This window comes from Frankia sp. ACN1ag (assembly GCF_001414035.1).
GTDB classification, from domain to species: Bacteria; Actinomycetota; Actinomycetes; order Frankiales; family Frankiaceae; genus Frankia; species Frankia torreyi.
In genome coordinates, this window is record NZ_LJPA01000002.1 from 36,510 (window position 1) to 63,214 (window position 26,705).

Annotated in this window: 23 protein-coding genes and 5 pseudogenes; 12 read left to right on the forward strand and 16 right to left on the reverse strand. The window is 73.9% G+C overall.

What is annotated here, in order from left to right; all coding sequences use genetic code 11:
- Window positions 1–82 precede the first annotated feature (82 nt).
- The gene (locus UK82_RS01635) at window positions 83–1,441 is read right to left on the reverse strand and encodes an ABC transporter permease (RefSeq protein WP_055406106.1); all 1,359 of its coding nucleotides are present in this window, start codon (window positions 1,439–1,441) and stop codon (window positions 83–85) included.
- A 209-nt stretch (window positions 1,442–1,650) separates the two neighbouring features.
- On the opposite strand from UK82_RS01635, the gene UK82_RS01640 reads away from it, so the two are divergent.
- Window positions 1,651–2,283: a TetR/AcrR family transcriptional regulator gene (locus UK82_RS01640; protein ID WP_236705365.1), complete on the forward strand. Its 633-nt coding sequence runs from the start codon at window positions 1,651–1,653 to the stop codon at window positions 2,281–2,283.
- Between the two features lie 25 nt (window positions 2,284–2,308).
- Here the strand turns inward: UK82_RS01640 and UK82_RS01645 are convergent, their stop codons facing one another.
- Both UK82_RS01645 and UK82_RS01650 read right to left on the reverse strand, forming a co-directional pair.
- Window positions 2,309–3,049, reverse strand: coding sequence for a DUF427 domain-containing protein (locus UK82_RS01645; protein WP_044884840.1), 741 nt, complete (start codon window positions 3,047–3,049; stop codon window positions 2,309–2,311).
- 80 nt (window positions 3,050–3,129) lie between these two features.
- A complete protein-coding gene (locus UK82_RS01650) occupies window positions 3,130–4,377 on the reverse strand; it encodes a PP2C family protein-serine/threonine phosphatase (protein WP_236705366.1) in 1,248 nt (415 codons plus the stop codon).
- 282 nt (window positions 4,378–4,659) lie between these two features.
- Between UK82_RS01650 and UK82_RS01655 the strand changes: the two genes are divergently transcribed.
- Window positions 4,660–6,039: an aldehyde dehydrogenase family protein gene (locus tag UK82_RS01655; protein ID WP_055406194.1), complete on the forward strand. Its 1,380-nt coding sequence runs from the start codon at window positions 4,660–4,662 to the stop codon at window positions 6,037–6,039.
- Between the two features lie 79 nt (window positions 6,040–6,118).
- Here the strand turns inward: UK82_RS01655 and UK82_RS33495 are convergent, their stop codons facing one another.
- Complete coding sequence (locus tag UK82_RS33495) at window positions 6,119–6,430, reverse strand: hypothetical protein (RefSeq protein WP_055406107.1); 312 nt, start codon at window positions 6,428–6,430, stop codon at window positions 6,119–6,121.
- A 436-nt stretch (window positions 6,431–6,866) separates the two neighbouring features.
- Between UK82_RS33495 and UK82_RS01665 the strand changes: the two genes are divergently transcribed.
- The 5 genes from UK82_RS01665 (at window position 6,867) to UK82_RS01685 (ending at window position 12,389) form a co-directional block, all read left to right on the forward strand.
- Window positions 6,867–7,736, forward strand: a complete 870-nt coding sequence (locus UK82_RS01665; protein WP_055406108.1) for an NAD(P)-dependent oxidoreductase — start codon at window positions 6,867–6,869, stop codon at window positions 7,734–7,736.
- A gap of 64 nt (window positions 7,737–7,800) precedes the next feature.
- Window positions 7,801–8,472 (forward strand): aldo/keto reductase, encoded by a 672-nt coding sequence (locus UK82_RS01670; protein ID WP_063897427.1) that lies wholly within the window; start codon window positions 7,801–7,803, stop codon window positions 8,470–8,472.
- A 136-nt stretch (window positions 8,473–8,608) separates the two neighbouring features.
- Window positions 8,609–9,412, forward strand: a complete 804-nt coding sequence (locus UK82_RS01675) for an MBL fold metallo-hydrolase (RefSeq protein ID WP_055406195.1) — start codon at window positions 8,609–8,611, stop codon at window positions 9,410–9,412.
- Between the two features lie 99 nt (window positions 9,413–9,511).
- A complete protein-coding gene (locus UK82_RS01680; RefSeq protein WP_055406110.1) occupies window positions 9,512–10,465 on the forward strand; it encodes a LysR family transcriptional regulator in 954 nt (317 codons plus the stop codon).
- A gap of 274 nt (window positions 10,466–10,739) precedes the next feature.
- On the forward strand, window positions 10,740–12,389 hold the full coding sequence (locus tag UK82_RS01685) for an LCP family protein (protein WP_055406111.1): 1,650 nt from the start codon (window positions 10,740–10,742) through the stop codon (window positions 12,387–12,389).
- A 240-nt stretch (window positions 12,390–12,629) separates the two neighbouring features.
- On the opposite strand, the gene UK82_RS01690 is transcribed toward UK82_RS01685, so the two are convergent.
- Both UK82_RS01690 and UK82_RS33500 read right to left on the reverse strand, forming a co-directional pair.
- Entirely contained in the window at window positions 12,630–13,499 is an 870-nt protein-coding gene (locus UK82_RS01690; protein ID WP_055406112.1) for a hypothetical protein, read from the reverse strand.
- The gene (locus tag UK82_RS33500) at window positions 13,496–13,651 is read right to left on the reverse strand and encodes a hypothetical protein (protein WP_161849084.1); all 156 of its coding nucleotides are present in this window, start codon (window positions 13,649–13,651) and stop codon (window positions 13,496–13,498) included. The genes UK82_RS01690 and UK82_RS33500 overlap by 4 nt, the downstream gene beginning before the upstream one ends.
- A 478-nt stretch (window positions 13,652–14,129) precedes the next feature.
- Here UK82_RS33500 and UK82_RS34925 point away from each other — a divergent pair.
- The 5 genes and pseudogenes from UK82_RS34925 to UK82_RS34940 form a co-directional block, all read left to right on the forward strand.
- A partial coding sequence (locus UK82_RS34925; RefSeq protein ID WP_236705418.1) for a hypothetical protein occupies window positions 14,130–14,255 on the forward strand: 126 nt, incomplete at its 3' end.
- Between the two features lies 1 nt (window position 14,256).
- Window positions 14,257–15,396 (forward strand): annotated as a pseudogene (locus UK82_RS34930) (CoA transferase); the annotation flags it as partial.
- 38 nt (window positions 15,397–15,434) lie between these two features.
- Window positions 15,435–16,649 carry a CaiB/BaiF CoA-transferase family protein gene (locus tag UK82_RS34935; RefSeq protein ID WP_255354237.1) on the forward strand — a complete coding sequence of 405 codons (1,215 nt, stop codon included), beginning with the start codon at window positions 15,435–15,437 and terminating at the stop codon, window positions 16,647–16,649.
- A 70-nt stretch (window positions 16,650–16,719) separates the two neighbouring features.
- On the forward strand, window positions 16,720–18,987 hold a 2,268-nt coding region (locus UK82_RS01705), incomplete at its 3' end, for an acetyl-CoA acetyltransferase (RefSeq protein ID WP_236705367.1).
- 1 nt (window position 18,988) lies between these two features.
- Window positions 18,989–19,083, forward strand: a pseudogene (locus UK82_RS34940) (hypothetical protein); the annotation flags it as partial.
- Window positions 19,084–19,089: 6 nt separating this feature from the next.
- Here the strand turns inward: UK82_RS34940 and UK82_RS01710 are convergent.
- From UK82_RS01710 to UK82_RS01740, 10 genes and pseudogenes are all read right to left on the reverse strand, one after another.
- On the reverse strand, window positions 19,090–19,938 hold the full coding sequence (locus tag UK82_RS01710; protein WP_083507008.1) for an enoyl-CoA hydratase/isomerase family protein: 849 nt from the start codon (window positions 19,936–19,938) through the stop codon (window positions 19,090–19,092).
- Between the two features lie 96 nt (window positions 19,939–20,034).
- Window positions 20,035–20,874 (reverse strand): acyl-CoA thioesterase II, encoded by an 840-nt coding sequence (locus UK82_RS01715; protein WP_055406116.1) that lies wholly within the window; start codon window positions 20,872–20,874, stop codon window positions 20,035–20,037.
- 14 nt (window positions 20,875–20,888) lie between these two features.
- Window positions 20,889–21,311, reverse strand: a 423-nt coding sequence (locus UK82_RS34945; RefSeq protein ID WP_236705368.1) for a CoA transferase, incomplete at its 5' end; no start/stop codon positions are given.
- A gap of 1 nt (window position 21,312) precedes the next feature.
- Window positions 21,313–22,016: pseudogene (locus UK82_RS34950) on the reverse strand (CaiB/BaiF CoA transferase family protein); the annotation flags it as partial.
- Window positions 22,017–22,154: 138 nt separating this feature from the next.
- Window positions 22,155–23,044, reverse strand: an 890-nt coding sequence (locus UK82_RS01725) for an acyl-CoA dehydrogenase family protein (RefSeq protein ID WP_255354229.1), incomplete at its 5' end; no start/stop codon positions are given.
- A 1-nt stretch (window position 23,045) separates the two neighbouring features.
- Window positions 23,046–23,384, reverse strand: a pseudogene (locus UK82_RS34955) (acyl-CoA dehydrogenase family protein); the annotation flags it as partial.
- A gap of 148 nt (window positions 23,385–23,532) precedes the next feature.
- Window positions 23,533–24,231 (reverse strand): phosphotransferase (locus UK82_RS34960; RefSeq protein WP_236705369.1); only part of this gene is annotated, 699 nt, incomplete at its 5' end.
- A 123-nt stretch (window positions 24,232–24,354) separates the two neighbouring features.
- Window positions 24,355–24,669, reverse strand: a pseudogene (locus UK82_RS42215) (phosphotransferase); the annotation flags it as partial.
- Between the two features lie 71 nt (window positions 24,670–24,740).
- Window positions 24,741–25,631: an enoyl-CoA hydratase gene (locus UK82_RS01735; protein ID WP_063897423.1), complete on the reverse strand. Its 891-nt coding sequence runs from the start codon at window positions 25,629–25,631 to the stop codon at window positions 24,741–24,743.
- A 49-nt stretch (window positions 25,632–25,680) separates the two neighbouring features.
- The gene (locus UK82_RS01740) at window positions 25,681–26,511 is read right to left on the reverse strand and encodes an enoyl-CoA hydratase-related protein (protein ID WP_044884827.1); all 831 of its coding nucleotides are present in this window, start codon (window positions 26,509–26,511) and stop codon (window positions 25,681–25,683) included.
- Between the last annotated feature and the right edge of the window lie 194 nt (window positions 26,512–26,705).

Sequence of the window (26,705 nt, forward strand, 5' to 3'; positions counted from 1 at the left end):
GAAACGCCGCCACCCCGCCCCTCCCCCTCGGGCGGAACGGGGAAGGGACGGGGTGCGACGGGGTCGGCTGCGGAGTCGGGTGTCAGGCGCTGCCGCTGCCCGCCGCTGCGCCCGAGACGGCGGCCGCATCGGACTCGACCTCTTCGTCTGCGAACTCGTTGTCACGGGACTCGCCGTCCCGCCGCGGGCCCGCGTTCGTGGTGACGCCGTTCGTGGTGGCGCCGCTGGCGGGGGCGCCGCTGGCGGGGGCATCGCTGGCGGGGGCATCGCTCGTGGTGACGTGGTGCGGGCGGGTGCCGGCGGCGGCCTCGGCCTGCTCGGCCTGGCGGGCCGCCATCGCCGCGCCCTGCGCGGCCAGCATCATCGAGACCGGCTTGCCGCGCTCGGCCCGCAGCCGGGTGCGGCGGTTGAAGAACGGCCGGCCGACCGCGGTGAGCACGATGCCGACCGCCGCGTAGACGCCGATGACCGTCGCGCCGCGGCCGATCCCCGGCCCGGCGTCGTACACGATGCCGCGCAGCACGTCGAGGACACCGGTGCCGAACACGTACGGATGCAGCCACTTGAAGGGCTCCGGCACGAACGCGGCCGGGAACGCCCCGCCCGACGCCGGGATGTTGAGGAAGACGAACAGGATGAGCGCGGCGCCGGTGACGAACCGGCCGATGAAGTAGGACAGGCCGTTGACCACCAGGCCGACCGAGATCGTCGTCAGCCAGCCGAGCAGCCACAGCGACAGGAAGTGGCCGTGCACGGCGCCCACCACCGGACCGGCGAACAGCGTGCCAAGCAGCGAGAACACGAAGCCGGATCCGACGATCAGGCCGAGGCGGACGTGGTGCTTGAGCGTCTGGCCCATCATCCCGATGAACATGCCGACCATGTAGCCGGCGATGGTCCAGACCAGCGCGAGGTAGAAGCCCGAGGTGCCGTAGGAGTCGTGCTTGGGCAGCGGGGCGAGGTCGTCGACGGCGAGGGTGGTGCCCTCGGCCGCCGCCACGGGGGCGAACGTCTGCTGGACGACCTCGGCGAGCTGGAACTGCGCGCCGCTGGCGATGAGCAGCCGGGCCGGCTGGTTCGCCGCGCCGGGGGTGAAGGCCGCCGCCAGGTCGCCGTCGCGCACGTCGCCGCGGGCGGCGTCGACCGAGCCCGCCATCGACACCGACAGCATGCCGTTGCTCGTGCCCTCCAGCCGATCGGCGAGGGTCGCCGCCGCCGGGCCCGTCCCGACCACCGCGACCTTGATGTCCTTCGGCGTCGGCTGGTGGAAGGCGTTGATGTAGCACAGGCAGAAGGCAATGACGAAGACCAGCGGCAGCCAGAGCTGCAGGCCGATCATCTGGACCGGCGGCGAGAGCCGGGAGTACTGCCGCCGGAAGCGCATCCACGGGCCGAGCCCGGTCGCGGGCGCCCCGCTGGACGCCATGGTCTCCGCAGTCATAGGTCACTTTCCCGCGCGTGAAGTCCGATGAGGGGTACAGGAGGGCCAGCGGGCCGGCGCTGTGCCCGGGATGTCGCCCGGGGCTCGGTTCGCTGGGAGGTTCGAGTTCGCTGGGGAGGTTCGACCGGTGGTCGCAGCGAAACTGTAGCCCAAAGATGAGACTCAGTCCAACATGTGAGCCGGGATGCCGGATCTGGTATCCTCGTTTCGTGGTGAAGAACCCCGCGGCAGTCCCCGCCGACGCCGCAACCCCCGCGCGGGGCACCGATCTGCGCAGCCGGACGAGGCGGGCGTTGCAGGCGGAGATCACGGCCGTCGCCTTCGACCTGTTCGACCGACAGGGCTTCGAATGCACGACGATCAACCAGATCGCCGCCGAGGCCGGCCTGTCGCGCAGCAGCTTCTTCCGCTACTTCGCCACCAAGGAGGACGTGGTCCTGCTCGGGGTGGAGGAACGCGGCCTGGTCCTGCGCGACGCGCTCGCCGGCCGTCCCGCGGACGAGACGCCGTGGCAGGCGCTGCGTCAGGCGCTCAACGCGATCATCGGTTTCAACGTCGAGAACCCCGAACGGGCCCTGCGGCTGTCCCGGATGATGGTCGACACGCCGTCGTTGCAGGGCCGCCAGTTGCAGCGCCAGAACAGTTGGCAGCGGCTACTCGCCCCCGAGCTCGCCCGGCGCCTCGCCATCCCGCCGACGGACACGGCCGACCCGCGCCCACGCGCACTGGCCTCCGCGGCGCTCGGCTGCTACGACGCCGCCCTGACGGTCTGGCGCGACTGCGACGGGACGGCCGACCTCGCCGCCCTGCTCGACCAGGCGATGTCCGTCCTGACCGGCTGAGTCCCTGACCGGCTGACCGCGACGGTCAGGGATGCGTGGGCACGCCGTCGACGGACACCGTCACGCGTTCGTCGTAGAAGCAGACCAGGCCGGTGATCCGGGCGCTCTCCGGCAGCGGCGTGCGGTAGGTCCACACGACGTCGTCGTGGCGCCGGCCGTCGACCTCCACCGAGAAGTACTCGGCGTTGCCCTTGTACGGGCAGTGCGTGCGGGTGTCCGAGGGGCGCAGCAGCTCCTGACGGACGTCGACCAGGGGCAGGTAGTAGCGCGGCACCAGGCCGGTCTCGAACAGGATGACCGGGCGGTGGGAGTCGGCGACGACCACCCCGTCGATCTCGACCCGGACGTGCCGGGAGCTGGGCAACGCGTCGATGCGGGTGTAGGGGCTGCGCGGGTGGACGTAGACGGGCTCGTCCTCCTCCAGCCAGCGGTCCATTGCGGCCCAGTCGAAGCGGACCAGGTCCCGCAGTCCCTCCAGCGGGGACTGCGGGTACGCCCAGGCCGCCGCCGGCGCGGTGTGCCCCTCGACGACCACGTCGTAGTAGACGGCCTCGCCGCGGCTCGGGGAGTGCTCCGTGCGGGCGGTAGGCACCAGTTCGGCGACGACGTCGACCCGCGGCAGGTAGTAGGCCGGATAGTGCGGGTTCTCCCAGACCAGCGCCGGGCTGGTGGTGTCGACGACCAGGCGCCCGGCGAGGTAGGCGCGGACCCGCTTGCGCCCCTGCTCCAGCCGGACCCGGCCCCGCGCCTGCTGCGTCGTCGTCATCGGATCTCCCTCCCGTCGCCTCGCCTCAGCGCGCTCGCGTCGGCCCGCTGGTGGGCCTGTCCGCGCCGCGGCGGCGGGCGTCATCGGCCTCGTTCCGAGCAACCGGCGACAGGCCGGGAGCCTTCCCGTGATCCGGCCGGCGCCGGCCACGGGGAACCGGTGCCCGCCCGGGCGGGCTGGTCGGCGACGGGGGCCGTGGCCCGCGTGGGCGGGGCGAACTCGGCGGCCAGCAGGGCGACGTCGTCCCCCAGGGTCGCCTCGGTCCAGCGCCGCAGCGCCGCGACGAGATCGGCCAGTCCCGCGTCGAGCCGCCGGGCCGGGGCGAAGGCGGCCTGGGCGGCCGGCAGCATCGGGAAGAACTCCCGGGTTCGTGGGTGGCGGGCCTCGGCCAGGCCGTCGGTGTAGAACAGGAGCCGGTCGCCCGCGACGAGGCGGCTGCGTACGACGGTGGTGCCGGCCGCACCCAGGCCGAGCGGGGTACGCCGACCGGTCGCGTCGAGCAGGCGCGGCGCGCCCCGGCGCAGCAGCACCGGGTCGGGATGGCCCGCGTTCGCGTCGAGCAGGCGCGGCGCGCCCCGGCGCAGCAGCACCGGGTCGGGATGGCCCGCGTTGACCATCTCCAGCCGGGCGCCGTCGATCTGCGCGAACACGGCGGTGACGAAGTCCTCCGGCCCGCCCGAGCGGACCACCTCGGCGTCGAGGGCGGCCACGATCTCCTCCGGGTCGGCCAGGTGGCGGGCGAGAACCCGGAAGGTGGCCATCACCCGGCTGGCAAGCCGGACGGCGTCGAGCCCCTTGCCCCGGGCGTCGCCGACGAGGATCCGCACCCCCCACCGGGTCTGGGTCACCTCGTAGAGATCCCCGCCGACCCGGGCCTGCGCGGCGGCGCTGTCGTAGTTCACGGCCAGGCGCAGATCGCCCAGTCGGGCGGGGACGACGCCGAGGATGGCCCGCTGCGCCACGTCGGCCACCCGGGTGACGTCGCGCAGCTGCGCCTCGCGCAGCTGCCGGTCCCGGCTGGCGGCGACCGCGATGGCGCCGCCGACCGCGATCACCGCCAGCCGGATCAGCTGGGCAACGGGGCTCTCGTGGCCGACCCCGGTGTAGTAGCCGAGCGGGATGGCCTGCAGCGCGCCGAACAGCAGTGCCGCGCCGGCATAGGCGGCGGTCACCCGCGGCCCGGTCAGCGCCGCGGCGAGCAGCGGGCTGATCACCAGACTGGTGATGATCACATAGCGCCGGTCGCCGGTGAGGTCCATGACGACCACGGCGAGCAGGACGACCAGGGGGATGAGCGACCGCCCCCAGCTCGCCTCGGACGAGCCCACCGGCCGCCGCTCGGCGCCACGGCGGCTCGCTGACCTTCTGTCACGAATCACTACTACGAGTATGCGCGCCCCCGCCGCGGCGAGCCCGCCCGAACGGTGGCGAGGTTGCGCCGAGTGGCACGTCTACGGACGAAAATCCGCAATGGCCGTCGGCCCTCGGATGCGCAAGTCTGGCGGGACGGCAGCCGGCGTGGCGCCGGGCTGTGGGTGTCACCGCGCGTCGGGCCCGGCTACATCCGGCACCGAGCGACCAGCGGCTCGACGTCCCTGGAGGGCACCACCATGCAGACCGAGAAGACGCTCGACGCCACCGACGCCGCGAAGATCTTCGATGCGCAACGCCGGCACCGCTGGGTTACGAAGACGTCGACTGTCGAGGAGCGCACCGCGCATCTCACCCGACTGCGGACGGCGATCACCGATCATCTCGACGAGATCCGGGCCGCGCTGCACGCCGACCTGCTGCGCCCCCCGCGCCCGCGAATCCCGTCCGAGGTGGCGGCGGTGCTCGCCGACATCGACGACGCCGTCGCCCACCTCGCCGAGTGGACGGCGCCCACCCCGCTGACCCCGCCGCCGTACCTCGGCACCGGGGCCGCGGAGTTCGTGCAGTACGAGGCCCGCGGGATCTGCCTGCTGTTCGCGCCGTGGAACTTCCCGTTCGGCCTGCTGTTCCAGCCGCTGGTACCGATCATCGCCGCTGGGAACACCGCCATCGTCAAGCCGAACGAGCTCGCCCCGGCCACCTCCGCCATCAGCGCGCGGATCATCCGGGAGGTCTTCGACCCGGAGCACGTCGCCGTGTTCACCGGCGGGGTCGAGCTGGCGAACGCATTGCTGGAGCTGCCCGTCGACCACGTCTTCTTCACCGGCAGCCCCACGGTGGGGCGGGTGGTGATGGCCTGCGCGGCCCGCCATCTCGCCTCGGTCACCCTCGAACTCGGCGGGAAGTGCCCGGCGATCGTCGACGGGACCACCGACCTCGCGACGGCCGCGGCCCAGATCGCGCAGGCCAAGCACACCAACGCCGGGCAGATCTGTCTGTCGCCGGACCACCTGTGGGTGCGCCCGGAAGTCCGCGATGCATTCCTCCGCCATTACCAGACGTGGGTCGACCAGAACCTCTACCGCGAGGGGAGCCTCGTGCCCGAGGCTCTCGGGCGGATCGTCGACCGGCGCAACCTGGAGCGGCTGACCGGCTACCTCGACGACGCGGTCGCCCGGGGCGCGACGCTGGTCGGCGGCGGGGCGCCGGATCCCGCCGGGACCGTCCTGCCGCCCTCGGTCCTGCTCGACGTGACCCCCGACATGAAGATCATGACCGAGGAGATCTTCGGGCCGATCCTGCCCGTGCTGACCTTCACCGACCCGGCGCAGGTCGTCGAGCATGTCCGCGCGGGTGGCAAGCCGCTGGCGATGTACGTCTACAGCGACGACCGGGGCCTGGTCGACGCGGTGCTCGCGGGCACATCATCCGGCGGGGTCACCGTCAACGGCTGGGCACTGCACTTCGTCGACAGCCAGCTCCCCTTCGGCGGGATCGGCACCAGCGGGATGGGCCGCTACCACGGCGTACACGGATTCCGGGAGCTCTCCCACGCCCGATCGGTGTTCCTCGCGCCCGCCCCGCCCGCGCCGACGCCGGCCGGTACGGCGGCATGACCACCGTTCCGCCGCTCGCCGACCCTGTCGGCCCGGCCGGCCCCGCAGTCCCCACCGATCCCGCCGACCTGCGGCTCGATCACCAGCACAGTGCGCCGAGGCGGTGCGCGGGCTGCTGACCGGCCCGGGTGCCGGCCCGGTCCTGCTGACCCGGGCCGAGCCCGACCAGGCTCGCGCGGCGCTCGCCGCCAACCCCGGCGGGACGGCCACCGGCACCGGGCCGCGGCACGTCCTGCTCGCCTGGCGGCCCGCACCGGCCCGGCCCGGCTTCGTGCCGGTGCTGACGGCCGGCACCGCGGACCTGCCGGTCGCCCGCGAGGTCGCCACCGGGCTCGGCGCCTACGGCTACGAGCCCCAGCTGGTCGGCGACGTCGGCGTGGCCGGGCTGCACCGGGTGCTCGCCGAGGCCGACCGCATCCGCGACGCCGACGTGCTGGTCGTCGTGGCCGGCATGGAGGGCGCGCTCGCCAGCGTCGCGGCCGGGCTGACGGCCGCGCCCGTCATCGCGGTCCCACGAGCACGGGGTACGGATCGGGGCTGGACGGTGTCATCGCCCTGCTCGCGATGCACGCCTCGTGCAGCCAAGGCGCAGGTGCGGGCGGCGTCGCGGGCCTGGGGGCTGGTGACGGCGGACAAGCCGGCCGCGGCCTGCCTGTCCAGCCGGATCGCCTACGGGCTGAGCACGCCCACAACCCGGACGCCGACGGCCAATGAACGTGTCATCAGGTGTCATCTTCGGCGTAAGGTGACACGTCGGGCGTCGCGCGATCCCGCCTTCGCGGCTGCACGCCCAGCAGACAGCCAACCCACAGCGGACAGGAGCGGCCGTGCGAGTTCTGGTCACCGGATCCCGAGGCAAGATCGGCTCCCGCGTCGTGGCGCGGCTGGGCGCCGACGGCCACCAGGTCGCCGGGACGGACATCGTCGCCGCCCACTACGGCCCGCCGTTCGACCCCTACCTGCGCGCCGACCTCACCGACTACGGGCAGGCCATCGCCGTCGTCCTGCGCACCCGTCCCGACGTCGTCATCCACACCGCGGGCATCCCCGAGCCCTCGCACGACCCCGGGCACGTCATCTTCGCGACCAACACCCAGTCGACGTACAACATCGCCGAGGCGATCGCCCGGACCGGCGTGCGCCGCCTGATCTACACCTCCAGCGAGACCGCCCCCGGCTTCGTCACCGCCGAGCGGCCGTTCCTACCCGACTACCTGCCCGTCGACGAGGACCACCCGCTGCGCCCCCAGGACGCCTACGGCCTGTCCAAGGCCCTCGGGGAGAACATCTGCGATGCGCTCGTCCGCCGCAGCGACGCCACCGCCGTCTCCGTGCGCCCCAGCCTCGTGCTGACCCCCGACGCCTACGAGGCCGTCCACGCCGGCGTGACCACCGATCCGCGCCGGGGTGCGTTCAACCAGTGGTCCTACGTCGACGCCGACGACCTCGCCGACCTGATCGCCCTCGCCGCGACCGCCGACACCGCCGGCCACGAGGTCGTCTACGCCGCCCAACCCGACAACATCGCCGGCCGCCCGCTCGCCGAGCTCGCCGCCGAGGTGTTCGGCCCGGACGCCCCACCGCTGCGGGAGCTGGACCGCCCCGACGCCGGCGGCATCTCCATCACGAAGGCCCGCGCCCTGTTCGGCTGGAAGCCCGGCCGCTCGTGGCGCGACCACGCGCACGACGGCGGCTGATCCCCCGACCCGACCCGTGATCCCCCGACCCGACCCGCGGACGCTCCGACGAAGGATGACGCCGATGAAGCACGTACGGCTAGGCCGGACCGGCCTGCACGTCTCCCGCCTGTGCCTGGGCACGATGACCTTCGGCCTGCAGTGCGACGAGGAACGCTCCCGGGCCATCCTCGTCGTCCGCGCGGGCAAGGTCCGCTACGTCGGTGTCTCGAACTACCTCGCCTACCAGCTCGCCCGCGCGATCGGCCGCAGCGAGACGCTCAACCTCGTCCGCTTCGACTCCGCCCAGCCCCGCCACAGCCTGCTGTTCCGCGAGGTCGAACGCGAGCTGTTCCCCCTGTGCCAGGAGGAGGGCGTCGGGGTCATCCCCTACAACCCGCTGGCCGGCGGACTGCTGTCCGGCAAGCACGACCGCACGAAGCCCCCGGCCGACGGCAGCCGGTTCACCCTCGGCACCGCCGCCGACCGCTACCAGCAGCGCTACTGGCAGGAGCGGATGTTCGACACCATCGACGAACTCGCCGCCGTCGCCGCGGACCTCGGCGTGACCCTGCCGACCCTGGCGGTCGCCTGGTCGCTGAGCCAGCCCGCGATCACCGCGCCGATCATCGGCGCCAGCCGCCCCGAGCAACTCGACGCCACCCTCGCCGCCGTGGACCTGCACCTCGACGACGCGACCCGGGAACGCCTCGACAAGATCACCATCGAATACCGCCGCGGTGACGCCGGGATCTGACCGCCGCGGGCGCCCCGTCCCCGATGGCCGTCCCCGGTCGGTGTCCCGGACCACCCCGATGGCAACCCGACGGCGACCCGTTCAGCGACCCCTTCGGCAATCCAATGGCTGACCCCTTCGGCAACAAGGAGTGACGATGAAGGTCGGTGACCTGAACGTTCAGCCCGTGTGGGACGGCGACGCCCGGGTGCGAGCCCGCGACGTACTCACCCCGCCTGGCGGCGACGAGGCCCACTGGGAGTGCAACGCCGAGCACTTCACCGCCGCCGGCGAGTTCGAGATGGCGCTCGGCGGCTTCCTGATCCGCACCGGCGACCAGGTCGTCCTCGTCGACGCCGGACTCGGCCCGCTCTCCGCCCGCGGCTTCCACGGCGGCCACCTCCTCGACAGCCTCACCGCGCTCGGCGTGCGGCCCGCCGACGTCACCGACGTGCTGCTCACCCACCTGCACGGTGACCACACCGGCTGGACCGCGCTCGAGGACCGGCCGGTCTTCCCGAACGCCACCTACCGCTGCCACGCCGCCGACTGGCACCACTTCGTCGACGGGCCGCAGCCCGACCGGCGCACCGCGGCGAAGCTGGCGCCGATCACCGGACAGGTCGAGCTGTTCGACACCGACCTCACCCTCGCCCCCGGCATCGACGCCCGCCACACCCCCGGCCACACCCCCGGCTCGACGATCTTCGTCGTCTCCAGCGGCCAGCACCGCGCCCTGCTGCTCGGCGACGTCGCCCACTCCCCCGTCGAACTCCTCGACGCCGGCTGGGAGACCGTCTACGACACCGACAGCCCCGCCGCCCAGGCCGCCCGCGCCCGCCTCATCGACGAGATCGAGTCCGACGGCACCCCCGTCGCCTCCCCGCACTTCGCCGGCCTGCGCTTCGGCCGCGTCCTCGCCGGCACCACCAGCCGCCGCTGGCTCTACCTCGACCACTGACGATCTTCGACTCCCGACGGCCTCGCCCCACCGACGCCGATCGCGGTGGGGCGGCCGGTTTTGACAGCGGGTCGCCGCTCATGGTCCCGTGAGACCGCTATGGAGATCGGACAGCTCAGAGCCTTCGTCACCGTCGCCGAGGAGGGCAACGTCGGCCGCGCGGCGACGCGGCTGCACCTGACTCCGTCGCCGGTCAGCCGCAGCATCCGCGCGCTGGAGCATGAACTGGGCGTGGAGCTGTTCGCCCGCGGCCATCACTCGCTGACGCTCACCGAGGCGGGCCGAGCCGCACTGCCTCGGATCGAGGCGGCGCTGCGCAGTCTGGAGGAGGCGCGCTTCGCCGCCCGCCAGGCCGCCGGCCACGTCGCGCCGCTGCGCCTGGGATCCACCCACTTCGCGCCGCCGCACGTCGTCGACCGCGTCGTCGCGACCATCACCGCGTTCCCGACCGGCGCGCCGGGCCAGACCCCCACCTCGGACGTCCCGGACGCTCCGAGCGGCGGTCTGGCGGAGCTGGTCCACGGCCCGTCCAGCGAACTGCTGCCGACCCTGGCCCGTGGCGAGCTCGACCTCGCCCTGGTGCACCTGCCCGTCGACGATCCGTCACTGGATGTGCTGCCCCTGGTCACCTACCGGTTCCGCGTCGCGATGCGCGCCGACGATGAGCTGGCGGCCCGCACCTGCCTGTACCTGGCCGACCTGCGCGACCGGGAGATCCTGCTGACCCCCACCCGACTGCAGCCCATCGCCATGCGCCGGCTGCAGGACCGACTGGAGCAGGCGGGTCACGCGCACGTCGTCACCATGCGCGAGCAGGACCTGCTGCTGCTCGCGACCACCATCCGCCGATCCCGTCAGCTCACCCTGACCGGCTCGGCCAACTCCGGGCCCGCCGGACGGGTGTTCGCCGACCCGGCGTTCGCCCTGGTCCCACTGGCTCCCGGCGAGATCGACTTCCAGCTCGGCCTGGTCTGGTCGCGCGCCACGGCCGCCCGTGATCCACGGATCACCGCCGCCGTCGACCACCTGCGCGCCGCGTTCCCGTCCCGGTAGGACCGCCGCGCCGCACTGCGTCGGTCCGGAGTCCCTGCGGGCCGATCCGCCGGGTACGTCAAGCAGGCAGGCCGCCAACGCGTCGACAGACGTCACGGAACGCCGTCGTCATCGAGGTGATCGGCGGATGGATCCCGGCNTGACGCCACCCCCATCGCGCCACGTATACGGGGAATCTCGTCGACACCCCTCAAGGTAAGCCAATAACCCATACGTGTTACTTTCCGCACTACGTCGGACCCTGCCCGCAGGGCCCCTCGAGGAAAGGCGGGAAGTGACCGCACCGCACCTGCAGTACGACGCCGTGGACAGCGCGAGGGTCCTCCCGCCCCGGTTGGATCCGCGGGGGTCAGGACCCGGCCGGTCGGGACGTGGCGCGGGGCCCGGCGGGCCTCCCCCGCGGCGCCGACGCGGGTTGCTGGCCTTCCTCTCCCTCGTGTCCTGCTGCGTGCTGCTGGTCACGGTCGGCGGCTGGGCCGCCTACTCGTTCATCAACGGCAAGGTCAACCGCATCGATCTCGGCCTCTCCGACGGCGGCTCGAGCGGGGTGGGGGTGGCGAACTACCTGCTGGTCGGCACCGACAGCCGGGCCGGCACCGGTGGGGAGTACGGCGACGTCGAGGGGCAGCGCTCCGACACGACGATCCTCGCCCACCTGGACAAGGACGGGACCACGACGATGATCTCGTTCCCCCGGGACATGTACGTGACGATCCCCGAGTACACCGACACGAACGGCAAGCGCCACGCGTCGACGAAGGACAAGTTCAACGCGGCCATCTCCTCGGGCGGCCCGCCGCTGCTGGTCAGGACCATCGAGAGCCTCACGGGCATGCAGGTGGACCACTACATCTCGATGGACCTGCAGGGCTTCAAGAAGATCACCGATGCCATCGGCGGCGTCGAGGTCTGCATCAAACCGTCGAACGCGCCGCCCCAGCGCTTCCAGGACGACAACGGCCGGTGGCGGGTCAGCACGAACACCAACGACCCGATGAGCGGCTTCCGCGGAGGCCCGGGAACCATCCAGGTCAACGGGGACCAGGCGTTGGCCTTCGTCCGCCAGCGCCACGGCCTGCCCGCCGGCGACACCGACCGGATCAGCCGCCAGCAGCAGTTCATCGGCGCCATGTTCCACAAGATCATGAATGGCGACACGCTGTCGAATCCCATCAAGGCCGAACGGCTGGTGTCGACCGCGGCGGGCGCGCTCACCCTCGACGAGCACACGACCATCGCCGACCTGCGCGGCCTCGCGACCCGCATCAAGGGCCTCACCAACGGCGGGATCCGGATGCAGACCGTGCCCACCCACGCCCCGACCCGCGCCGAGGGCGCCGTCGACGACATGGGCGACATCCGCCTGCACGGCACCCGCGCGTCGGTGCAGTTCTACCAGCCCGACGACCTGCTGCGGATCGTCAGCCCACTCGGCGGCCGCGTCGAGGGCGCCAGCTCCTCGGGCGACGCGGGCGCGGGCGCGGGCCCCGCGCTCGCCCCGGGCGCCACCGCGGCCCCGTCGCAGGTGCGCGTCACCGTCTACAACGGCTCCTCCCGCTCCGGGCTTGCCTCCCAGGTCACCGGCGCGCTGACCAGCAAGGGCTTCCACGCGCGCAACGCCGGCAACGCCTCGGCGCTCACCCACGTGACGTCCCGGGTCATCTACGGACCGGGCCAGGATGCCGAGGCGCGCACCGTCGCCGCGGCTGTGCCGGGATCGAGCGTGCTGGCCGACTCCAGCGTGACCGGCGTCCAGCTCGTCCTCGGTTCCGGGTTCACCGAGGTCGTCACGCCGAGTGTCTCGTCGAGCGTCGGGACCTCCGGCGCCGCCCCAGCCCCGGCGGCCGGAACCACGGCCGGCGGCGCGACGGCCGGCGTCCAGGGCCCGACCGCCCCGCCCGAGGCCCCCACCTGCACCTACTGACCAATCCCGCGCGGCCGGCGACATCGTCGCCGGGCCATTACCCCGGACATTCCTCGGGCAATGCGAAAACGGGCAATGGGAAAACTGCGACCGGATCCCATTGACGATTGGCCGAAAGTGCACCGGCGGCCACCCCGAAAAGGTAATGACGACCGCCTTACCGGCGGTTCTTCCGCGCCGGAAATCGCACGCCGAGTACGGGGCCGGCGGCGGGGGTGTCCGCGCGTCCGCTCGCCCGCGTCAGCGGCCGCCCACCGGGGTCGGGTGGGGCACCTCGGAGGGCGTGAACACCCGGCCGCGCTCGGCGGCGGCGACGAGGGTGAGCACGCCGTCGCGCCAGACGGGTCGCACGTGGTTGCGGGTGCGCAGGAGGTCCGACCGGCGGGGCTCCGCCTGCCCGGTGGGCACGACGACCCGTCCCACCGCGGTCTGCCCGAGCACGGTCTCCACCAGCACGGTGCCGCGCAGTCGGCCGACCCCCGGGTAGACGACGGCTCGCCCGCCCTGCCGGCCGGCGTGGTCCGCGACGGCCTGCGCGGCGCCGTCCGCGAGCTCGGGCGGGCCGATCCGCTCAGCCCCGCAGGCCAGCCCCACCGGCCCCGAGACCAGCGCACCGATGCCGAGGAACTCGACCATCGGCCCGGCCACCGCACCGGGCGCGCCGGCGCTGTCAAGCCCGCCGACCAGGTGTCCCGCGACCAGGTGTCCCCCGATCGGGTGCCCCCCGACCGGGTCTGCCCCGACCAGGTCTGCCCCGGCCAGGCCCAGCCCGACCGAGCCCAGCCCGACCGAGCCCAGCCCGACCGGGCCCGTCCCGACCGGGCCCGTCCCGACCAGCGCGGCCGCGGCGGCGCGTCGGGCCGCCGCCAGCTCCACGATCGCGAGCTCACCGGCAAGGTGCGCCACGCGCCGCCAGCTGCCCGGCTCGCGCCACGTCGGCGGCAGCGCGAACGACAGGGCCACGTGTACACGGTGCGCGTCGACGAGGTGGGTGCAGGCGACGGTGTCCCCCGGCAGGTCCAGCAGCTCCACCAGCCGGTGGATCAGCAGGTCGGCGTCGTGCAGGGAGGCGCAGCCGGCGTCGACCCCGACGATGAGCGACCCGGTCATCGCGCGGGCGCCAGCACGGCCGGCGCCGCGGTGTCGGGCAGCGTCAGCCCGCCGGCCGCGGTGTCGGGCCGCGTCGGCCCACCGGCCGCGGCGGCCGGGCCCGGACGCCGACGCCCACCGCGACGATCCGCCCGGTGCTCGTGATCCCCCATGTCGATCCTTTCGATGACCGCCGCGCCGCACGTGAGCATCCGGCGCGCCGAGCAGAGGGTGGCAGCGCTGGATGAACGTCCGGCCAACAGGAGAGGGCCACACCGTTGTGACCACATCCTTTTTAATCAGAAAACGGCAATGCGACTCGTTCCGTAGCCCATCTCGGCTATGACAAAGAGGCCGTTCCTAGTCACCTCACCTTTTGGTCAGTAGTTCCACGGATTCCGCCGGCCGATGGGGGACCACGATCGGGGGGGCGAGCCGGCGGCGCGCCACCGTGCGTCCGGTGGCACGCCCAGTCGGCACGCAACGCAATGGCGTCGACGCGACTACCGGGTGTTCGCTGGATCCGGCGCACACGATCGAGCGACGGCTCGGCCGGCAGGCGGGGATTCGTCCCCGCTCAGACCTCCTGCCAGCCGAGCGGCCAGGCAGCCGCGAGCGGTTCGCACCGCCGGCGCGGCGAAGGGAGACCCCATGACCGGTCGAACTGGGCCCCCCGGCGTGGACCTACCGCTGGCGGGGGTGCGGGTGCTGGACCTGGCGGACGGCCGCTGCGAGTCGACCGGCCGCTACCTGGCCGACCTCGGCGCCGAGGTGCTGNGGATCGAACCGCCGGGCGGCGCGGCGTCGCGACGGGTGGGGCCGTTCACCGAGGACGGGACGAGCCTGTCGTTCGCGGTCCACTCGATCAACAAGCGCGGCGTGGTGGTGGACCTGACCACGGCGGCGGGTCGGGAGCTCCTGGGCGCGCTGGCGACGACCGCGGACATCCTGCTGCACACCGCCCGTCCGGACCGGCAGGCGGCGCTTGGCCTCGACCCCGAGGGCCTGCTGGCCGCCCACCCGGGCCTCGTCGTCGTCTCCATCACCGATTTCGGGCTGACGGGTCCGTACCGGGACTGGACGGGCAGCAGCGACGTGCACGTGGCGATCGGCGGCCTGCTGTCCCGCTCGGGTCTGCCCGGCCTGCCGCCGCTGCTGCCGCCGGCGTTCCTGGCCGACGAGTGCGCCGCCGCGCAGGCCGCCTGGGCCGCGCTGGTCGCGTACGTCAACCGGCTGGACACGGGACGCGGCGACGTCGTCGACTTCTCGGTGCTCACCGCGGTCGCCCAGGTCCTCGACCCGGGCTACGGCATCTCGGGCAGCGCCCGCGCGGGGGCGACGGTACGCGACCTCCCGCGGGGGCGACCCGACGCCCGCCACCTGTACCCGATCTTCCCGGCGGCCGACGGCTGGGTGCGGATCTGCCTGCTCGCGGCGCGGCAGTGGCAGGGGATGTTCCGCTGGCTCGGCGAGCCGGCCCAGTTCGCCGATCCGAAATATGACAACATCGGCGTCCGCTTCGCCGCCGCCGGCGAGCTCTATCCGCTGATTGGGAAGCTGTTCGTCGAGCGCACCATGGAGACGATCGTGGCCGAGTCGATCGGGTTCGGCGTGCCCGCCGCCGCCCTGCTCGACGCCGCCGCGACAGTGGCCGGCGAGCACGTCCGCGCGCGGAGGACCTTCGTGCCCGTCGAGGTCGCCCCGGGCGTGACGGTGCCCGTCGCCGACGGCCTGGTGGAGATCGACGGCGTCCGGGCCGGCCGGCGGTACGGCCCGCCGCCGCTCGGCGAGTGCGACCCCACGGTCCTCGCCACCGCCGCGACCACGGCGGCCGCCCCGGGCCCGGGCGCCGGCGTCCCAGGGCTCCCTACCGCGCTCTCGGGGCCGGACACCGGGCGAGCGGACGTCCCAGCCGGTGNGGCGGCGGCACCACGCCATCCGTTCGCCGGGCTGCGGGTGCTCGACCTCGGGGTGATCGTCGTCGGGGCGGAGTTGGGTCGGCTGTTCGCCGATCACGGCGCCGAGGTCATCAAGGTCGAGAACAGGGCGTTCCCGGACGGCTCGCGGCAGAACCGCAGCGGCGGGGAGATCAGCGAGAGCTTCGCCTGGGGCCATCGCAACAAGTCGAGCCTCGGGCTGAACCTGCGCGACCCGCGTGGCCAGGCGATCTTCCTGCGGCTGGCCGCGTCCGCCGACGTCGTGCTGTCGAACTTCAAGCCCGGCACGATGGAGTCGCTCGGACTCGGCTACGACGAGCTCGCCCGGGTGAACCCGGGGATCATCGTCGCTGACAGCAGCGCGTTCGGCTCGACCGGGCCGTGGAGCCGCCGCCTCGGCTACGGGCCGCTGGTGCGGGCCACCGCCGGTCTCAGCAAGCTGTGGCGCTACCCGGACCTCCCGGACGGGTTCTGCGACGCGATCACGATCTACCCCGATCATGTCGCCGCCAGGGTGAGCGCGGTGGCGGTGCTGGCGCTGCTGCTGCGCCGGCGGCGCACCGGCCGCGGCGGCACGGTGAGTGCCGCCCAGATCGAGACGATCTTCTACCAGATGGGGGTCGGTCTCGCCGAGGAGTACCTGCGCCCGGGGTCGGTCCACGCGGAGGGCAACGACCGGCGCGGCGACGCCCCACGCGGGCTGTTCGCCTGCGCCGGGGACGACGAGTGGTGCGTCGTCGACGTGAACGCCGGCGGCGACGGCGACGGGACGTTCGGCCGGCTCGCCGACGTCGTGGGCGAGCCGCGGTGGCGGGACGACCCCCGGTTCGCCACCGCGGCCGGCCGCGACGCCCACCGGACGGAGATCAACGCCGTGGTGGGCCGCTGGACCGCGGCCCGCACCCCGGCGCAGGCCGCCCGCCGGCTGCAGGAACACGGCGTGCCCGCCGGGCAGATGCTGCGGGTGCACGAGCTGCCGGCCGATCCGCAGCTCGCCGCCCGGCGCCTCCTCGTCGAGCAGGACCAGCCCCAGCTTCCGCCGCCGCTGCTGACGCTGGGCGGTGCGGCCCACTACCGGGGCGTCGCCGACCCGCTCGTCGGCCCGGCGCCGCTGGTCGCCGAGCACACCCGCGAGCTGGCCGAACGCCTGCTCGGGCTGTCCCCCGCGGAGGTGGACGAGCTGGTCGCCGCGGGCGTCCTCGAAGCGCCGCGAACCGCTCCACCCGTGCCTTGACGCGGGATCGGCCCGCGCCCGTCCGCGCAGGCAGAGTGACCAGCCACGTTCGGCACAACCAGGAGAAGCGATGAGCGCCCTCGACGGTCTTGATCCCGCGACCCCGGTGCTGGTCGGGGTCGGCCAGCACGCCGAGCAGCCCGGCCAGCCCGGCTACGCGCGGCTGTCCGCGGTGGAGCTGGCGGCGGCGGCGGCCCGGCGGGCGCTCGAGGATGCCGGCATCGATCCGGCCGCGATCGACACGATCGCCGGGGTCCGCCAGTTCGAGATCTCCGGCCCGCGGGCGAAGGCCCCGCTGGGCCGGTCGGACAACTACCCGCGCTCGGTCGCCGCCCGCCTCGGCGCCGACCCGGCGCACGCCGTGCTGGAGGTCGTCGGCGGCCAGTCGCCCCAGCACCTCGTCAACGAGTTCGCCGCCGCGATCGCGACCGGCACCGGACCCGACGTCGTGCTCCTGGTCGGCTCGGAGGCGATCTCCACCACGCGGGCACTCGCCGACGCCCCCGACCGGCCCGACTTCACCGAGCACGTCGGCGGCCAGCTCGACGACCGCGGCTACGGGCTGGCCGGGCTGTCGTCGCGCTACCACGCCGCCCACGGCCTGCTCGGCGCGCCCAGCCAGTACGCGCTGTTCGAGAACGCGCGGCGCGCCCGACTGAAGCTGTCCCGCGCCGACTACGCCCTCGCCATGGGCGCGCTGTTCGCCCCGTTCACGACGGTCGCCGCCGCCAACCCCTACGCCGCCGCCCCCGTCGAACGCGACGCCACCGAACTCGCCACCGTCACCGAACGCAACCGGATAATCGCCGATCCCTACCCACGGTTCGTCGTCGCCCGTGACCAGGTCAACCAGGGCGCCGCCGTCCTGCTCACCTCCGCCGGCACCGCCCGCCGCCTCGGCGTCCCACCCGAAAAACGGATCTTCCTCGCCGGCCACGCCGACCTGCGCGAACGTGACCTGCTCGCCCGCGCCGACCTGTCGGCCAGTCCCGCCGCGGTGCTGGCCGTCCGCCACGCCCTCGACGTCGCCGGCCGCGCCCTCGACGAGATCAGCACCTTCGACCTGTACAGCTGCTTCCCCATCGCCGTGTTCAACATCCTCGACGGCCTCGGCCTCTCCCCCGACGACCCCCGCGGGTTCACCCTCACCGGCGGCCTGCCGTTCTTCGGTGGCGCCGGCAACAACTACTCGATGCACGCCATCGCCGAGACCGTCACCCGCCTGCGCGCCACCGGCGGCCACGGCCTCGTCGGCGCCAACGGCGGCTCGCTGTCGAAGTACTCCGTCGGCGTCTACACCACCACCCCCACGCCCTGGCGGCCCGACGGCAGCGCCACCCTGCAGGCGGAGGTCAACTCCTGGGAGCCCGTCGAGGTGGCGACCCGCGCCGACGGCCCGGCGACGATCGAGACGTTCACCATCACCCACGGCCGCGACGGACGGCGCACCGGCATCCTCGTCGGCCGCCTCGACCACGACCACCGGCGCTTCCTCGCCACCACCGTGCGCGGCGACACCGACCTGCTCGATCTGCTGGCCGGCGAGTCCCCGTTCGGGGAACGGATCTTCGTGCGCGCCACCGCGGACGGCAACCGGGCCGCCGTCAGCCGCGCCGCCCTGACCGCCCTGCTACCCACCCGCAGCCCTGGTTTCCGCGACAGCTACGAGCACATCCTCGTCCGCCGAGACGGCCACCTGCTCGAGGTCACCATCAACCGGCCGCAGGCCCGCAACGCGCTGCATCCGCCGGCGAACACCGAGCTGGCCGAGGTCTTCGACGCCTACTTCGCCGACCCCGACCTGTGGGTCGCCATCATCACCGGCGCCGGGGACAAGGCGTTCAGCGCCGGCAACGACCTGGTCTGGACGGCCAGCGGCAAACGCGGCTCGGTGCCGCTGACCGGCTTCGCCGGGCTCACCAGCCGCCGGGACATGACCAAACCGGTCATCGCCGCCGTCAACGGCTACGCCCTCGGCGGCGGCTGCGAGATCGCGCTGGCCTGCCACCTCGTCGTCGCCGACACCACCGCCCAGTTCGCCCTCAGCGAGGTCCGCGTCGGCCTCGTCGCCGGCGCCGGCGGCCTGATCCGCCTCCCCCGCGCGCTGCCGCCCACGCTCGCCACCGAGATGATCCTCACCGGCCGCCGCCTCGACGCCGCCGAAGCCCACGCCCACGGCCTTGTCAACCGGGTCGTCCCCGCCGGCACCGCCCTCGACGGCGCCCGCGCCCTCGCCGCCGAGATCCTCGCCGGCTCACCCACCTCGGTACGCGTCTCCCTGCAGATCATGAACGAGACCGCCGGGATCACCGACCCCCACGACGCCGTCACCCACGACNCCCCCGCCATGGACGATCTCCTGCTCAGCGAGGACATGCTCGAAGGCCTCACCGCCTTCGCCGAGAAGCGCACCCCCCACTGGCGCAACCGCTGACCGCACTCAGCCGTTGGTGTACGTCGGCGGGCGCTTGTCCCGGAACGCCGAGATCTGCTCGGTGTGGTCGCGGGTGAAGGCGGTCATGACCTGGGTGCGGTTCTCCAGGTCGATGCCGGCCTGCAGGCTGCCGACCTCGAGCTGGCTCCAGGCCACCTCCTTGGTCATCCACACGCCCATCGGGCTGTTCGCCGTGATCTGGGCGGCGATCTCCAGGGCGGCGTCGAGGGTCTCGCCGTCGGGGACGACCCGGCTGACCAGGCCGAGCCGCTCCGCCTCGGCGGCGTCGACGAGCCGGCCGGTGAGCAGCAGCTCGTGTGACCGCCCGGCGCCGATCAGCCGGGGCAGCAGCCAGCTCACCCCGATGTCGCAGCCGGACAGGCCGATGCGGACGAACGCGGCGTTGAACCGGGCGGAGGTGGCGGCGACCCGGATGTCCGCGGCCAGCGCCAGGCCGAATCCGCCGCCGGCCGCCGGCCCGTTCACCGCGGCGATCACCGGCTGTGCGAGGTTGCGCAGCCGGGGGACGAGAGCGGCGATGGCCTGTTGGGTGTGCAGGCGGGCCTGCGGGGAGGCGTCGGCCTCGCCCGCCCGCCTGCCCGGCATGCTGAACAGGTCCAGGCCGGCGCAGAACCCCCGCCCGGCGCCCGTGAGGACCACGACCCGGCAGTCCTCGTCGGCAGCCACGTCGTCGAGGGCATGGTGCAGGTCGCGGATCAGCTCCCCGGACAGCGCGTTGAGCCGCTGCGGCCGGTTCATCGTCAGCACGCGCACACCCGGCGCGGGCTCGGTCACCAGCACCGTGCGGCCCTCGGCCTCGGTGTCACGCAGATACAGATCGCCGTTGAGGTACACGGGCCCGCCCTTCGCTCGGATCGGCCGTCTCGGATCGCCGGCGCCGGCGCCGGCGCCGCGCCTTCGGGCGCCGTGGGCGGCGCCGGCCCGGTCGGGTCAGCCCGTCGTCGGGGGCATCGGCCTCGGCCGGCTGGACTCGCGGTGGACGCGGAAGAGCGCCTCCTGGCTCAGGCTCGCGCCGAGGACCCCGTCGGCGGTGTGGATCGTGCCGGAGTACAGCCCGCGTCCCCCCGCCGCCGAGTGCGGGACCAGGTCGAGCAGCACCCAGTCGTCCATCCGGATCGGCCGGTGGAACCAGACGGCGTGGTCGAGGCTCGCGCCCGAGAGGGCCGCGCCGCCGGGGAACGCCGCGAGGCCGGTGAAGGTGTCCGACAGGTACGTCAGGACGCAGGCGTGCAGCAGCCGGTCGTCGGGCAGCGCGACGGTGCTGCGCGCCCACACCCGGGTGGGCCACCCGGAGTCCTCGTAGGGCTGCTTCGGCAGCCGGCCCTCGATCGAGAACAGCCGACCAAAGCGCAGCTGTTCGGCCGTGTCCGGGGCGCCGGCGTCGGGCATCGGGTCGACCTGATGGTCGGCGCCGTCCTCCGGGACCTGGAACGACACCGACATGTTGAAGATGACCTTGCCGCCCTGGACGGCGACGACCCGGCGGGCGGAGAACGACCGGCCGTCCCGGTCCCGCTCCACCCGGAAGATCGTCGGCCGGGAGGCGTCCCCACTGCGCAGGTAGTAGCCGTGCAGGGAGTGCGGGACGCGCCCGGCGGGCACCGTGCGTCCGGCGGCGAGCAGCGCCTGGGCGGCGACCTGCCCGCCGTAGAGGGAGTAGGGGTCCTGGAACACCGTCAGGGCCCGGTAGAGGTCCTGGTCCAGCTCCTCCAGCTCCAGCAGATCGAGAATCGAGGTCGTCGGCTCGGCCGGCGGCGGCACGCTGTTCACATTCGTCTCCTGCGTCAGCCGGCGGTGGCCAGGCCCCAGGCCTGTCTCACCTGAGCGAGGGTGGAACTGCCCACGGCCGGCCCCATCTCGGCGACCCGCCCCGGGGTGCGGGAGAAGCGCGGCGCCGGGGCCGGGGCCACCTCGTCGCCCAGGTCGACGAACACCCCCCGGGCGGCCAGGTGCGGGTGCGCACGAGCCTCCGACCAGCTCAGCACGGGCGCCGCGCAGGCGTCGGTGCCGTCGAACACCTGCTCCCACTCCGCCCGGGTGCGGCTGGCGAACACGGCGGCGAACGCCGCGCGCATCTGCGGCCAGCGGCTGGCGTCGTCCTGGAAGTCCGCCCACTCCGGCAGGCCCAGCAGCTCCACGAGCTTGGCGTAGAACTGCGCCTCGATGGCGCCGACGGAGAACCAGCCGCCGTCGGCGGTCTCGTAGACNTCGTACCAGGGCCGGCCAGTGTCCAGCATGTTCGTGCCCCGCGGCTCGCCCCACTCCTTGCGGGAGATCATCGACCACATCATCGCCGACAGCGACGCCACCCCGTCGACGATGGCACAGTCGACGACCTGCCCCCGGCCGGAGTCGCGGGCCTCGTGCAGCGCGGCGAGGATGCCGACGACGAGGTACAGCGCGCCGCCGCCGAAGTCGCCGACCAGGTTCAGCGGCACCTGCGGCGGCCCGCCCGCCCGGCCGATGGCGCCCAGCGCCCCGGTGATCGCGACGTAGTTGATGTCGTGGCCGGCGGAGCGCGACCAGGGACCCTCCTGGCCCCAGCCGGTCATCCGGCCGTAGACCAGCGCGGGGTTGCGGGCGAGCAGCGCCTCGGGGCCGAGGCCGAGCCGCTCGGTGACCCCCGGCCGGTAGCCCTCGATGAACACGTGCGCGGCGTCGAGCAGTTCCAGCAGCCCGGCGTGGTCGTCGGGGTTCTTCAGGTCGAGCGCGATGGACGGCCGACCGCGGGTCAGCCAGTCGGGCTGCGTGCCCACGGTGGCCGGCTTGTCCACCCGGATGACGTCCGCGCCGAGCTCGGTGAGCAGCGTGGCCGCGAACGGCGCCGGGCCGATGCCGGCCAGCTCGATGACCCGCACGCCGTGCAACGGGCCGTACGCAGCCGCGGGAGTGGGGGTCGAGGTGTCGGGCATCATCGCTCCTTCGGGTGGATCGCACCGACGAGGTGGATCGCGGCTTGCGGGTTGATCACGGCTTCGGGATGGATCATGACTTCGGGTGAAACGGGTCCTCCGCTCGGATCATGCCGTCCCCGCCCGCATGATGCCTGCTCAGCCGGCGGTGGGGACGCCGGAGGCGGCCGGCGCCGGGACGGCCGGAGCAGGTGTCCGAGCCCGCAGGAGACGCCGGGCGATGGCGTGCTTGTGCACCTCGGTCGGGCCGTCGTACAGGCGGAACGCCCGAATGTCCCGGAAGATCATCTCGACGACGGTCTCGTCGGTCACGCCGATGCCGCCGAGGACCTGCACGCAGCGGTCGGCGACGCGGAACAGCTCCTCGGACACGTAGCACTTGACCTTCGACGCCTCATGCCGGCCCTGCTCCCCCTGGTCGAGCAGCCAGCAGGCGCGCCAGATCGCCAGCCGGCAGTTGTCCAGCGCGATCTCGTTGTCCGCGAGCTGGAAGCCGACGCCCTGGTGCTCCCCGATCGGCCGGCCGAACGCCGTGCGGGTGCGGGCGTGCTCGACGGCGATGCTGTGCGCCCGGTCCGCCGCGCCCAGCCAGCGCATGCAGTGCGTCAACCGGGCCGGGGTGAGCCGGAGCTGGGCGTAGCGGAAGGCGTCGCCGGGCGTGCCGAGCACCGCCGAGGCGGGCAGCCGCAGGTCACGGAAGTTCACCACGCCATGTCCCTCGACGTAGTTGCGGTCCATGGTGTTCATGACCCGCTCCACCTCGATGCCGGGTGTGTCCCCCCGGGTGAGGAACAGCGTCGGGCCGCCCAGCCCGTCGGCGCCGGGGGCCAGCCGGGCCATGATGATCCAGGTCTGCGCGCCGTTCGCCCCGGTGATCAGCCACTTGCGCCCGTTGAGCACGTAGTCGTCGCCGTCGCGGACGGCCTCGGTGCGCAACTGGTTCGGGTCGGAGCCGGCGCCGCCGGGCTCGGTCATCGCGAACACCGAGCGCGCCCCGCCCTCGATGACCGGCCGCAGGAACTCCTCCTNCTGTTCCGGGTCGGCGATCTTCGCCAGCAGCCCCATGTTCGCCTCGTCCGGGGCGGCGCAGTTCATCGCCACCGGCCCGAGCGTCGACCAGCCGGCCGCCTCGTAGACCACCGCCTGCTCGACGTGGGTGAGCTCCCGGCCGCCGAACCTCCTCGGTGCCTGGATGGTCAGCAGGCCGGCCTTGCGCGCCAGCCCCACGAGGTCCTGGCGCAGCTCGTCGGTGGGGCCGTGCGCGGTCAGCCGCGGATCGCGCTCGAACGGCACGATCTCGTTGTCGACGAACGACCGCACCCGCTCGCGGAGATCCACCAGTTCCTGCGGCAGACTGAAATCGATCATGATTCTTCCCTGCGGTCTCGTCGGAATGTTCCTGGTGCGCCAGGACGGCCGGGGCCAGGCGCGGNGGGGCAGGCCCCGGGCGGCTCAGGTGCAAGGCAGGTCAGGTGCAAGGCGGCTCAGGTGCAAGGCAGGTCAGGTGCAAGGCGGCTCAGGTGCGGGTGGCGGTGAGGTCCGCAGTCCAGCCGAGCACGGCGTCGGCGATCCGCGCGAACCCGGCGTAGCGCGGGCCGGCCACCGGATCGTCGGCGAAGCGCCGGTGGAGCTGCATCCAGGCGATCGCCAGCCGCAGCCGGGCCAGCGCCAGGTGGAAGCCGAGGTCGGCCGGCGGTCGGCCCACCGCGGCGAAGTAGGCCGCGGCGACCTGCTCGCGCCGCGGGAAGCCGGGTTCGAGCGAGGGCACCTGGCGCAGCTCGTGCAGGGCCGGTGGGTCATCCGGCTCGATCCAGTAGGACAGCAGCACCGCCAGGTCGAACAGGGGGTCGCCGCGGGTCGCCATGTCCCAGTCGAGGACGGCGACCGGGGCGAGGGTCACCGGGTCGACGAGCATGTTGTCGAACTTGAGGTCGCAGTGGATCAGCCGCACCTCGCCCGCCGGCACGTCGGCGACGGCGTCGCGCAGCCAGCCGATCACCGCCGTGGCGGCGGCCGGCAGGCCCTCGGGGTACACCGCGGCCGCCCGCCGCGCCCAGCCCTCCACCTGCCGGCCGAGGAACCCCCCGGGCCGACCGAGCTCCCCAAGCCCGACCGACGCCGGGTCCAGGGCATGCAGGGCGGCCATCGCCGCCAGCAGGGTCGCGGTCAGCCGCCCGGGGACCGAGCCGGCGCCGGGCGGGCCGAGCCCATCGGGNCGCACAGGCGACGCGGGCCGCACAGGCGACGCGGGCGGTCGGGACGACGCGGGCGGCATGGACGGCTCGGACGGCATGGACGGCATGGACGGCATGGGCGGCATGGGCGGCTCGGCCGCGGCGAGCGCGGGCGGCACGGTGGCGCCGACGGTGACGCCGTCGCGGTACTCCAGCAACTGGAACTGGGCGCCGAGGACGCCGGTGTCGGTGCAGAAGTGCACCCCGCGCGGGGCGAGCGGGTAGCCCGCGCCGAGCTGGCGCAGCACCCGCCACTCGCGCGCCATGTCGTTGGCGCCCTCCGCCGACGGCCCGGGCGGCGGGCAGCGCAGCACGGTTGGGCTGCCGTCCACGGACACCAGGTAGTTGAGGTTCGCCAGGCCGCCGGCGAACTGCCGGGGGGCGACGTCGGTGTCCAGGTGCAGCCCGTGGCGGGCCAGCTCGGCGGCGACCCGGTCCCAGGGCTGGGCGACGGTGGCCTCGGGTGGGCGGAACCGCGGGTCGGCGTCGGTCACCCCGCGTCTCCCGAGCCGAACGCGGCGGGGGTGGCGGACGCGGCGGGGGTGGCGGAGGTGCCGTCCGCGGCGGGGGTGGCGGCGAGCTGGCCCCGGTTCCCGGCGACGATGCCGGCGCGGCGACCGGCGACGCCGCCGGCGTCGAAGCCGCGGTCCAGCCACGCGGCGGCGGCGCGCGACTCGGCGGCCAGCGCGTCGGCGGTGCCCAGCGCCGCGATGGCCCGCGCGGAGGCGAGGAACGCCACCCGGGTCGCCGGGTCCGACGCACGGATGCGCTGGCCGAGGCGGTGGGCGGCGGGCAGCAGGTCGTCGTGCGGGACGACCTCACTGACCAGACCCGCGTCCCGGGCGGCCACCGGGTCGAGGAATTCTCCGGACAGGCTCATCCGCAGCGCCCGACGCTCGCCGACCGCCCGCGCAAGAAGGACACTCATTCCCCAGCTCGGCAGGACGCCGACCCGGGTATGGGTGTCGGCGAACGCCGCCTTCTCCGAGGCGATGAGGATGTCGCAGTGCAGCGCCAGCTCGAAGCCGCCGGTGATCGCCGGGCCGTTGATCGCGCCGATCAGCGGCTTGCCGGTCGGCTCCCAGGGCAGACCGGGCGGCAGGCCGCCGTCGCCCGGGCGGGTCAGGGCCATGCGCAGGTTCTCGCCGCTGCCAGCGACCTCGCCGAGGTCGAGGCCGGCGCAGAACGCCGGATCGGCGCCGGTGAGGACGATGACGTCGACCGCGTCGTCGGCGTCCGCCGCGGCGAGCGCCGCCCGCAGGGCGCGGATCAGCCGGGCGGTCAGGGCGTTGCGCGCCTTCGGCCGGTGCAGGGTGAGGACGGCGGCCCCGTCCACCCGCTCGACCAGGAGATCATCGGTACCGGGATCGGCGTCGACCATGACGGCTCCTCGTTCGGAAGGGTTCGGATGTCGGGCGACGACGCGCCGGTCACAGCGGGGGAACCGCCGGCAGGTCCGGGTAGTCGGGGGCGCGCCCGCCCGCGCGCCCGCGCAGCGCCTCGGCGACCTCCTCGGCCTGGAAGGCCCCGGTCTGCCAGGTCGCGATCTGGTCGAGCCCGGCAGCGACGCCGTGGTCGCGGGCGTAGAGCAGGCTCTCCTTGCTGCCCCACACCGCCAGCGGGCTGCGTTCGGCGATCTCGGCGGCGACGGTGCGGACTCCCGCGAGCAGCGCGTCGTGGTCGGCGAACACCTCGTTGACGAGGCCGAGCTCGCGGGCCCGCGCGGCCGGCAGGCGCCGTCCGGTGTAGGCCAGTTCCCGGGCCACCCCGGCCGGGATGAGGGTCGGCAGGCGCTGCAGGGTGCCCAGGTCGGCGGTGATGCCGATGTTGGTCTCCTGGACGACGAAGAAGGCGTCGGCGGTGGCGTACCGCAGGTCGCAGGCGGTGATCAGGTCGAGGCCGCCGCCGAGGCAGCCGCCCTGCACGGCCGCGAGCACCGGCATCCGGGCCCGCTCCAGCGCGGTGAAGGCGTCCTGCATCCGGGCGATCAGCCGCTTGCGGCCGGCGTTGGCGCGCGCCGGGTCGCCGCCGGGCAGCAGGTCGGTGTGCTCGAAGGAGGACAGGTCCATCCCGGCGCAGAAGTGCCGGCCGGTCGAGGAGATGATCAGCGCCCGCACGTCACCGGCGTCGCTGAGCCGCGCGACGGCGTCGGGGAACTCCCGCCAGAACTCCGGCAACAGGGTGTTGAGCGCGGCCGGCCGGTTGAGCACGAGCTGGGCGACCCGACCGGCGACGTCGACCTCGAAGCAGCGGTGGCCCACGGCAGACTCCTTCTCTGTGCAGCACAGCTCCTCGGCGGTCCGACAACGACCAGCCCTCGGGTCTCCCGACCCCAGTCCCGATAAGAGTAAACTAAGTACACTAACTTGGCGACAACCGCCGGGGGTTCGCGCGGGCCCGTCGACCTGCCGTGGCCGGCCCGCGCGGGTCCACGGTCGACCGACTCCGGGGGCGC